The sequence below is a fragment of the Okeania sp. SIO2F4 genome (assembly GCF_010672385.1).
Lineage (GTDB): Bacteria > Cyanobacteriota > Cyanobacteriia > Cyanobacteriales > Microcoleaceae > Trichodesmium.
In genome coordinates, this window is sequence record NZ_JAAHGT010000249.1 from 1 (window position 1) to 11,199 (window position 11,199).

Genomic DNA, 11,199 nt, shown 5'->3' on the forward strand with positions numbered 1-11,199 from the left:
TGCATATTTATCACGGAAAAACATATTTTAAAGTCCCCCTACAAGGGGGAGGCTTTAAACCCAATTTTCAGGTAAAATGAATTGGAGAAGCTTTTTTTTAGCCAATACAGTTCTGACAATACCAAAACTCATAAGGTATTGAACCATTAGATGAGTTTTTTAGATTACACAACTGCAAAAAAAATTCTTAACTGAACCGCATTCCTTTTTAATACCAGTTTGAAAAAATAATGCTAGATTAACTTTTTTTTGTAGTTAGGGAAAACCAGGATTTTACCATGTAGGAAAATCAAATAAATAGCAAGGATTTTTCCTATTCCCTTTTTTACTTTAACGACCTTTTTTAAATTTTCTATAAGCCTCTGCGATCTAGACGCACCTTCTTGCAGTATTTTTTTTCAAACTGGTATTGTGGTATAGCGCTACGCACTAGGGAATAGGAAATAGGGAGAATAGTAAACTGTCAAAGGGTTTCAGGATTTATAAATTTCCTAATCTTTGCTTCGACTGCTATATTAGGATAAAGAATGGATTGGAACTATTGAATCATTAATTCGTATTCAATAGAATATCTGATTAAGAGTAAAGTAATTTTGTAATTACTATATAACTGAATTTTATATTACTCCCTATTATTGCAGGAATTACAAAGTCAAGTATTGGGGGTTCGGAGGATATCAAACAAACCCAAAGATGTTGCCAATAAACCATCCATAAAATATGAAAAATATTAATCCTTCCCAACGAGTTACCTGCTTATCTTGAGTGACAAAAAAGAATAAAATTGTTCCTACTAATAAAACTAATAATCCACTACCAATAAAATCATCAGGAATTTCTAACTTGCCTGTTAATCTTGGTATTCCCATTACCATTAATGAGTTAAAAATATTAGAACCCAAAACATTTCCTACTGCAATTTCTGGATTTCCTTTTCTGGCAGCAGAAATAGTAACTATTAGCTCTGGTAATGATGTACCAAGGGCAACTGCACTTAAAGCAATTAACTCTTTACCAATTTGCAATATTTCGGAAATTTTAGTAACAGATTTAATTGTATAAGTAGCACCCAAAAAGACAAATAATGAACTAACAATCACAATTAGTATTTGTTTGAGTGGAAAACTTTTTTTTGACCTATTGATGCTTCCTGACTGCTGTTCTTCTTTACCGCTACTAATTGTATAAAAAACGTACACAACATATCCCAAAATACAGATAATAGCTTCATTTATAGAAAAGTTATTATCTAAAACTGTTAAACTTAATAAAAAAGCTGAACCAACAAATAGTGGTAAATCTACATTAATTAGTTCATATTGTATTCTTAAAGGACTGCTTATCAATGATGCAGTACCAATAATCAAGAAAATATTAGCAATATTGGAACCAACGACATTACCAAAAACAATTTCAGAGGAGTTTTGATTTACTGCTATAATAGAAGATACTAACTCTGGTAAAGATGTTCCTACTGATACTATTGTCACCCCTACTAAAAAAGGAGAAATTCCTAAAGATATACCTATTTTTTCTGCTGCATCTGTAAAGAAGTCAGAGGCTTTGATTAGAACGAACAAGCTGACTATAAATATTATTAGCCAGATAATTAAATTTTGCATTAGTTTATTGTCTACATTTACATATAGTAATCGAAGTTAAGGTTAGAAAATAATCTAGAAGTAGTAAATTAGAGAAAAACACAAAGCAAATTATAGCTATGATTTTTGTCTGATTTCCTCAGATATAGCAATACTAAATGATTGGTCAAAAAATCCCAAATCTAGATAACAAGTTTAAAACTTTTCTCTCTTTTACTTTTTTCCCAGATATTTTCTATACAATCCAAATACGAATGCTAAGAGCTGATTCTTTAACTTAACTATTTGCGCAGTATTCTCCAGGAAAACTTTTATTTTACTTGACTTTCAGAAACATTGAACCTCGAATGCCGTAAGTTTTCTACAATTAATCATTAATAATTAATTATTACCTCTTCTTATAACAGATAGGATTGGTTAAAAGAAATTTTTTTCTTCTCTTGGTCGATTGGATATGGCTAGGTTTCCTAAGTATCCCATCCTACGGAAATCTCAGCAATTTAAGTCTCTGCGCGAAACGACCGCTTTTTCTCCATGAATGGAGAGGCTTTATACCTTAATTTTTCGGTAAAATCTAGGCTAAGAGAGTAAATACACAAGCCAATATTCATACAACTAGAGTGTTTAATATTCGATATGTTGTGTAGGTTACGGCGGACAGTTAAAAGTTTGGTTACTCAGCATAAGTATTGCCACCTAACCCACCCTAAGCCTTGATTTAAGATTCCTTTAACAAACAGTATCTAACAAGCAACTTAGCCTCTTAGTATTTACTTTAATAAATCAGCTCTAAGTGCCTGGGCAAAATTGATTACCATTATTTATTCCGTTTGATTTTTTCAATATAGGCTTTTGAGCCTTACAGTATGTGTCATTTCAGTTATCAGTTATCAGTACCTCTAGCTGTTTGCGCAGCATTCCGTAGGAAAGCATCGGGATTGACATATTGACATAAGGAATAGTCTCTTTTTTTTTATCCCTTTAAAAAGGGAGGCTAGTGACCACAATTTTTCGGTAATTAATTTAGCATAACTACTTATATACTTAGACTACAATACACTATGCTTGTAGCAAATCCAAATATCACTTTTAGTTACTATTTTCAATATAAAAGTTGACATATCTTCCATGATCAAACGCCTTAACATTTTGATATCTGACTGCTTCTAAAAAATTCCGAAAGTCTTTAATATGATTTTTGGCAACTTCAACTAGCATATCAGGTTGATAAATAGATATCAAATTTTTTGCTCCTGCTAAAGCGTCTATTTCTGTACCTTGTACATCAACTTTGATGAAGTCTATTTTTTCTTGAATTAATTCATCTAAAGTCACAACTACTACTTCTTTACCATTAATAATGTTATCGCCGATTTCTGTTAAACATAAATCTTTAGCAGGATGTTCTTTTATAAAAGATTTACCACGATTTTTGCCAATACCATAACCTAATTTAGATAAGTCAACATTACTAACTTGATTAATTGAGATGTGCTTCTTCAACGCTGCAATGATTTCTGGATGAAATTCTATGGGAATTACTTTTGCTGCCTGCATAATTTTAGCAAAGTAAACTAAATGATTCCCTGTATTTGCTCCAATATCAACAATCACTGGATTTGATGATTTTAGATTCTGCCGGATAAACTCTAACTCCCCTAATTCATAAAAATTTCCACCAACATTGGCAATTTCTACTGCTAGATTTTTGCCTGTTATTTCAAATTTTATGGGGGTGTTTTGATAATTGAATGAAACTAGATTTTCTCCCTTGAGTAACTTATCAACTAAAGTCAACCAGACCTTTGCAGTTTGATAATTAGGATTAATTTCTAATGCTTTACTAAATTCTGATTTAGCTTCCAAGAGTTTATTTTGTCTAATCAGTAAATTACCGATCGCCTGATGAGCTTGAAAACTCTTAGGTGATATTTCTAGGGCACGACGAAAATAATTTAGTGCTTCCTCAAATCTACCTTGCTGAACTAAGCTATTACCAATATTTCCATAAAATTCTAAAGCGGAATCTGGTTTAAGTTCTACTAATTTTTGCCAGTAGGTAATAGCTTCATTTAATTGGTTTAGCTCTTGTGTAATTCTAGCTAAAAGATACAGTAGGGATATATTATTTGAATCTATGGAAAAAGCATATTTATAAAATTGAGTTGCTTCATCTAGTTTGCCTTTGCCTTGCTCTATTAAACCAAGGTTAATTAGGGAAGCTACATGATTACTATCAGATTTTAGTATATTTATGTATATTGATTCTGCTTCTTGTAACTTTCCCTCTTTTTGCAATTTGAGAGCTGTTTGGAATTCTTGATTTATGTCTGTCATAGTTTTAGGGAATAGGATGGGAAATAAGCAAAAAATATTTACCCTGTCAGTTGTACCACATTAATTACTGAATCTACTATATATTTTATGTTCCTAGTTAAGCTCTTAATATGTTCCTTACCTCCGCTAAATTTTCAAGTAATTTTTTATAACTGTGGCTGATCAAGAATTGGTTAGTACCATAGACTGATAATAAATCTTAGACCAGGAAATGTTTTTCCAACTGTTCCCTATTCCCTCTCTTAGTGCGCATTCCCTTGCGTCTTGCGCCGACCCGGGGTCGGACTGCTATTCCCTGTTCCCTTCTATACTGACAATTATGAATCAAATCTACAAATAATCAATAAATCTTTTCCAATTGACGAAAATCATGTTCTACTTCCGCCCAGAGAGCGCGGTTTTGGGGGTCTGTTTTAAGTGCTTTCTTTAGATAGTTTCTGGCCTTATCTAGTTTTCTCTCACTAATGAGGTGACGTGCCCAACGTTGATAGGCGATCGCTTGCCACTGGCGGACTTCCCAATCTTGAGGCATTCTCTGGGCTAAACCTTCTACTAGAGTAATAGCCAGAGGGTATCTCTTATATTTTAATAACTGCTTTAATTGTAAATAATAATTTTGTTTAAGTTGGTTTTCTACTTCTGAGGTATGAGATTGATTTTTATCTTGTTCTTGTTTAGGATTTACCCTAACTTTTGTTGGTCTTGGAGCTGTAGTTTGTGAAGATACAGTTTCTGATTTTGAATTTTTATTAGTTGTTGATGTGGGAGTGGAATTGTATGCTAATTCAGTTTGAGCAGGAGTAATCTTCACCAAAATTTTGTAAGCTTCTGTTACTGCAATAAACTTATCTTTAGCTTGCCGATCTTTTGGGTTAACATCTGGGTGATACATTCTTGCTAGTCGTCGATAAGAAGCTTTTACTTCTCCTAAAGTAGCTCCTAAGTTTAGCCCTAATTGTCGATAATAATCTGCAATATTCATATATTTTGAGGAAATTGGGAAGATCAAATAAGGTTTAGTCAGAATTTCCGGAATGATTTATTTGCCTTTTCCCTTTGTCTAAATATTTTAGGTTTAATTAGCTTTACTATTTTGTTCAGTATTCAGTAGTATAAGGAATTGGGAAGATCAAATAAGGTTTAGTTAGAATTTCCGGAATGATTTATTTGCTTTTTTCCTTTTTGTATCTGACTTATCTTAACCCATGAGTTTCCTACAAAAAATCTATAACGTTATAGTTTTTCTTGAGTACATCATAATAGTCTGTCTAATTAAGTCCTCATTGGAGGAAATAATTATTTATTTGCCTTTTCCCTTTTTGTCTCCGACTTAGTATACCGATGAGTTTCCCACAAAAAATCTATAACGTTATAGTTTCTCTTGAGTACATCATAATAGTCTGTCTACTTAAGTCTTCATTGGAGGAAATAATTATTTATTTGCCTTTTCCCTTTTTGTATCCGACTTATCTTAACCCATGAGTTTCCCACAAAAAATTTATAACGTTATAGTTTTTCTTAAGTACATCATATAGTCTGTCTACTTAAGTCTTCATTGGAGGAAATAATTATTTATTTGCCTTTTCCCTTTTTGTCTCCGACTTAGTATACCGATGAGTTTCCCACAAAAAATCTATAACGTTATAGTTTCTCTTGAGTACATCATAATAGTCTGTCTACTTAAGTCTTCATTGGAGGAAATAATTATTTATTTGCCTTTTCCCTTTTTGTCTCCGACTTAGTATACCGATGAGTTTCCCACAAAAAATCTATAACGTTATAGTTTCTCTTGAGTACATCATAATAGTCTGTCTACTTAAGTCTTCTGGGAATAAATAATGATTTATTATTTACCTTTTCCCTGTTTCTGTGTGACTTATCTTAACCGATGAGTTTCCCACAATAAATATATAACGTTATAGTTTTGATTGACTACGGATATACTCTCTTTAGTTAAATTTAATTGTGGAAATATTTAGTTTAACTCCGTTCTTTTGAAATATGGGGAAAGAGTAAAAAATAAAGAAAGTTCAGTTAAATTTTCCGGAGTTATTTATTTCTCTGTTGATTGATTCTGGAGATTTTAGAGCTGATTTGTCAACTTAGCTAAAAGTCTTATATTACTTTTAATAATTTGGCGCTGACTCTAAAATAACTCGCCAAGCTATAGCAAGGAATTAAGCCTCTTAATATTTACTTGATAAATCAGTTCTTAAGTTTAACTTTCCAGGATATTTTTTGAATTTAGTTATACTCAGTTAGTTGTGATTTATTTCCTCAACTAACTACCTTCTTTCTTTTTACTCTTTCCTGGTTCTTTCATTTAACTTTAACGTTCTTCAATTACTTGGTCAATTAGACCATATTCTTTCGCTTCTTCAGCAGACATAAAATAGTCACGGTCGGTATCTTTTTCTATCTTTTCCAAAGATTGACCTGTGCGCTCTGCCAACATATTATTTAATACCGATCTAACGCGCAGAATTTCTTTAGCTTCAATCTCAATATCCGTAGCTTGACCACGAGTACCTCCCATGGGTTGGTGAATCATAATTCTGGAGTTAGGTAAAGCTAGTCTTTTACCTTTAGTTCCAGCAGCTAATAAAAAAGATCCCATTGAAGCTGCTAAACCCAAACATATAGTAATGACATCTGCTTTGATATACTGCATAGTATCGTATATTGCCAATCCTGCTGTTACAGAGCCACCAGGAGAATTTATATAAAGATAGATGGGTTTATTTGGATCGTCGGAGTCCAAATACAACATATAGGCTACGATTCTATTAGCTAGAGCATCTGTAACTTCTTGACCAAGAAAGATAATTCTTTCCTGACCAAGACGGGTATAAATATCTATCCATCTTTCATACTGACTACCAGGAAGACGATAAGGAACACTTGGAACACCTATAGGCATAATACTTTTTTCCGTTTGATTTTATTGAGGACTTATTTCAGTTATCAGTTATCAGTTACCAGTTATCAGTACCTCCTAACTGAGGTTGATTTTTTTCTCCTCTTAAAAGGGGGAGGTTTGATACCTGATTTTCTGGTCAATATATTGTATTGGTAATTCTTTTTTACTTACCAAAAATTGTTGATTTGATTGAGAATTTAAAGAGTAGCAGGTAGAGGTTTCGGTAGTTCTTTTCTACTTGCTAAAACTTGGTCAATTAAACCATATTCTTTAGCTATTTCTGGGGTCATATACAGCATTCTATCTGTATCTTTTGCAATCTTTTCTACTGATTGACCCGTATTTTTAGAGAGAATATTTAAGAAAGTTGTCTTATTAGCTAAAACTTCTTTTGCTCTAATTGAAATATCTGTTGCTTGACCTCTTGCTCCTGTTTTTGCTTGATTCAAAACGATGGTAGCATGAGGTAAACTTGCCCGATATCCTTTTGTACCTGCTGACAAAATCATTGCTGCTGTACCCATAGCTTGACCAATACATATTGTATGAATTGGTGGTTTTACATAACTCATGGTGTCACAAATAGCAAATGCTTCTGTTTCAAAACCAACTGCATCTCCTGTATACCAAGAAGTACCAGTAGAGTTGATATAAAAATAAATTGGTTTTTCAGGATTATCAAATTGTAGATAAAGTAGTTGAGCAATAATTAATTGGGTAACATCAATGCCTATATTTCTTTTGACTTCATCTGATGAAAATAATGGTAACCCCAAATAAACGATTCGCTCTTTTAACATTAAAGATTCTAAATCAGGGGGTGGTGTCCGAAAAGATGAGTCTCCATAGTAAGTGCTTGTTTGAACTGCTTTTATTGGTGAGTTCATGAGATAATTCCTAATAATGATTGTACTATTTTTTGATTATGTTAGCCTGCGTAATATTATTGTAGGGGATACGATTGTTTATTAGTCATCCTCTCGATCGGTTATAATGTAACACTGATATTTTTACCTAAAACAAGTTTTTTTGTCTAGGTGTGGATTTTACCATAATTATTGGGCAAAAATGGCATATTTACCATTACTTGGTAAGCATTCAGCTCTTAGCAGTCAGCTATCAGCAATAAAATATCCCCTTTAAAGGTGAGGTTTAAATGAATACTTCTCTCGGTTAAGGGAACTTACTTTGGCACTAACTTTTAATTCTCTCTCAATTTAATTTCTCAATGGCTTTTGCCTCCTCCATCCGGCAATAACTTTTAACATAGTTCCTCCGCAGAAGTCTGGCTAATAGCTGATGGCTTAATGCTTACATTACTTGATTTTTTTGAGTCAACATTGAGCAGAGATATTGTTTCTTCTCTAGGTGCAGATTTTGCCAGAATTATCTATCTTAATTGTTAAGCAACTGATTTTCTTGATCTTTATATCGAAATTTTTCCCTATATTTGTGGAGATATCCTTAAATAAGTAGTAGAAAAATTCCTAGTACATTTATGAAAGTTAATCTACATTCGACTCTCAACGATACTAATATTGATGCCTCTCAATCTTCATCTCAACGTCAAATGGCCATATCTATTTCGGCTATGGCTGATGAGTTAGAACGGACTGTACCATTAAACCTCTGTTTGATTTTAGACCACAGTGGTTCTATGGAAGGAAGACCACTGGAAACGGTTAAACAAGCCGCAGGACAACTTGTGGAGAAATTAAAGGAAGGCGATCGCCTTTCGGTTGTGGCTTTTGACCATCGAGCTAAAGTAATTGTTCGTAATCAAATTATTAATGATTCTGCTAGTATTAAGCGTGAAATTAATAAGTTAAGAGCTTCTGGTGGTACTGCTATTGATGAAGGTTTAAAGTTAGGAATAGAAGAGTTAGGTAAGGGTCAAAAAGATTCTATTTCCCAAGCTTTTCTATTAACTGATGGGGAAAATGAACATGGGGATAATGACCGTTGTCTCAAGTTAGCAAAGCTGGCAACAGATTACAATTTAACTCTAAATTCTCTAGGATTTGGTGATGATTGGAATCAAGATATTTTGGAAAAAATTGCTGATGCTGGAGGCGGAACTCTTGCCTATATTCAACGACCAGAACAGGCAATAGAAGAGTTTGGAAAATTATTTAATCGGATTCAATCTGTAGGACTTACTAACTCTTATTTACGATTTTCTTTAATGTCTAGAGTTAGGTTGGCAGAACTTAAACCTATTGCACAAGTAGCACCAGATACTATTGAATTGCCAGTACAAAAAGAGGGCGATGAGTTTATGGTCAGACTGGGAGATTTAATGAAAGATGTAGAAAGAGTCGTCCTTGTTAATATTTATATTGGGCAATTAGTGGAAGGAAAACAAACAATCGCCCAATTACAAATTCGTTATGATGACCCTGCTCAAAGTCAGGAAAATTTACTTTCGGAACCGATTTTAGTCGAAGCTAATGTTATGCAAAAATACCAGCCTCAAGTTAACCCCCAAGTACAAAATCATATTTTAGCTTTAGCCAAATATAGGCAAACTCAAATAGCTGAAACAAAATTACAACAGGGCGATAGAGCAGGTGCAGCTACAATGTTACAAACAGCAGCTAAAACGGCATTACAAATGGGAGATACAGGAGCAGCAACTGTTTTACAAACCAGTGCTACTCGTCTACAAGATGGAGGAGAACTTTCGGAAGCAGACCGGAAAAAAACGAGAATTGTCTCCAAAACAATTTTAAAGTAGAGGATACTTTTCTATTAATTTAGCTAGGGAAAAATTCCCTGGTTAATCATTACTATGATATTTTTCTGAGAAATCCAATAATAATAATTATAGTAGTTTAATAAATGATAAGCATTCAGCTCTATCAGTTCAGCCAGGGAATTTTTCCCTGGTTAATCATTACTATGATATTTTTCTGAGAAATCCAATAATAATAATTATAACAGTTTAATAAATGGTAAGCATTCAGCTATCTTCCAATCAGTTCTCAGTTTTTTTATGAATTAAGTAATGATTTGTTGAATAACACTTAGATTAACTGAATAGCTACTTAATTTATAGTATAAATTATCTGAAATATATCAATAATAATTTATTGGCATTAAGACAAGACAAGCGTCATCATAATTAAGTGCCGATCAAGGAGTTATAACTCTGGAGGCAAGGTAAAAACTGACGACTGAATACTTAGATAAATCTTGGCTACAAAGAGGTAATTTTGATTATAATTGCTTATTTTTTTTGTATAAAATTTTAGTTCTGATTGAGCTACAAAATTATCATTTTCCTAATTTTTTTCTTGATGTTACCAACACCAAATCTCTAATCGGTAGTGCTAAAAAGAAAAGGAGAGAGGAAAATATAGGGTAACAGTAGTAGAGAGGTGCATTTTACAGCGTTTTTCATATGAATAAACCACAATGTGTAAACCAACCAAAGACATCATCTTCAGTAATTTGAGCGATATAGCTGCCACTAGGCTCCGCCAACGCTTCGCTAATAGCTCAATCTAATTTGTTCTTGAGGAAAGAGCTTGACGAGAGCAGAGAAAGTTTTTGAATTTTGACCAACATAGTTCAATGGGAGACAAATCTGGGGAGTTTCGACTTAGTTAACAATTTACGCAATGAGCGCGATATAATACGGTAGTTATGTTCACGCATTAGTAACGAGGGTGAAATTTGTATCTTCTGCACTAATCGCTGCTTCAACATTTCTGGGGTTTCTATCTATTGGACCTCTGGCAAAATCCCCCTCGTTACCCTCACTCAGAGGAGTCAGAGGCAAGAGAACCAAATGAATAATAATGTCTATTGACAAAGACTGAATTTAGGTATAGACTTGACAGATGCGGCCATTGCAAAACCCGTCAATGCCTGTGGATGAGTAACCGCCGACGGCCTCACAAGAAGGCGGTCAGACCCCGCGTCGCCGACAGGCGCAAGCGGTGCGACCCCGCGTCGGCGTAAGACGCAAGGGAACGCGCACCAAGAGAGGGAATGCTGACCAAGAGACAGGAAGTAAACATCAATTTGTCACGCTACGTGACGCTTTGTATCAGTTTTATGAAGCAGTATGCAGGTAAGAACATTGGTAGTCCTGTAGATGTAGTGATTTAGGGTAGATGTACTAAAATCTACTCTACATAATAGACATCTCCGAAAATAGTAAAACACTTACTATAACTATCTTTTGGCGAGCGATATAGCTGCCGCATTTGCTCCCTCCGCCAACGCAAATACTTAAGATAGTTGATTTTTACGGTAAAATCAATATTATAGATACTTACTATTAAAAACTAGCTCAAAAATAGCCATATCAACTCAATAATTGCGATTAGCGAG

The 11,199-nt window shown here is 33.7% G+C and carries 7 protein-coding genes; 1 reads left to right on the forward strand and 6 read right to left on the reverse strand.

What is annotated here, in order from left to right:
- Positions 1-677 precede the first annotated feature (677 nt).
- The 5 genes from F6K22_RS16960 to F6K22_RS16980 form a co-directional block, all read right to left on the reverse strand.
- Positions 678-1,622, reverse strand: coding sequence for a calcium/sodium antiporter (locus F6K22_RS16960; RefSeq protein ID WP_293100067.1), 945 nt, complete (start codon positions 1,620-1,622; stop codon positions 678-680).
- 1,068 nt (positions 1,623-2,690) lie between these two features.
- Positions 2,691-3,938: a protein arginine N-methyltransferase gene (locus tag F6K22_RS16965; RefSeq protein ID WP_293100070.1), complete on the reverse strand. Its 1,248-nt coding sequence runs from the start codon at positions 3,936-3,938 to the stop codon at positions 2,691-2,693.
- A 340-nt stretch (positions 3,939-4,278) separates the two neighbouring features.
- Positions 4,279-4,920, reverse strand: a complete 642-nt coding sequence (locus F6K22_RS16970; protein WP_293100072.1) for a J domain-containing protein — start codon at positions 4,918-4,920, stop codon at positions 4,279-4,281.
- 1,347 nt (positions 4,921-6,267) lie between these two features.
- A complete protein-coding gene (gene clpP / locus F6K22_RS16975) occupies positions 6,268-6,858 on the reverse strand; it encodes an ATP-dependent Clp endopeptidase proteolytic subunit ClpP (protein ID WP_293100075.1) in 591 nt (196 codons plus the stop codon).
- A gap of 197 nt (positions 6,859-7,055) precedes the next feature.
- The gene (locus F6K22_RS16980; RefSeq protein ID WP_293100078.1) at positions 7,056-7,745 is read right to left on the reverse strand and encodes an ATP-dependent Clp protease proteolytic subunit; all 690 of its coding nucleotides are present in this window, start codon (positions 7,743-7,745) and stop codon (positions 7,056-7,058) included.
- A gap of 611 nt (positions 7,746-8,356) precedes the next feature.
- On the opposite strand from F6K22_RS16980, the gene F6K22_RS16985 reads away from it, so the two are divergent.
- Complete coding sequence (locus F6K22_RS16985; RefSeq protein ID WP_293100081.1) at positions 8,357-9,595, forward strand: vWA domain-containing protein; 1,239 nt, start codon at positions 8,357-8,359, stop codon at positions 9,593-9,595.
- 915 nt (positions 9,596-10,510) lie between these two features.
- Here F6K22_RS16985 and F6K22_RS16990 read toward each other — a convergent pair.
- Positions 10,511-10,675 carry a hypothetical protein gene (locus tag F6K22_RS16990; RefSeq protein WP_293100084.1) on the reverse strand — a complete coding sequence of 55 codons (165 nt, stop codon included), beginning with the start codon at positions 10,673-10,675 and terminating at the stop codon, positions 10,511-10,513.
- Between the last annotated feature and the right edge of the window lie 524 nt (positions 10,676-11,199).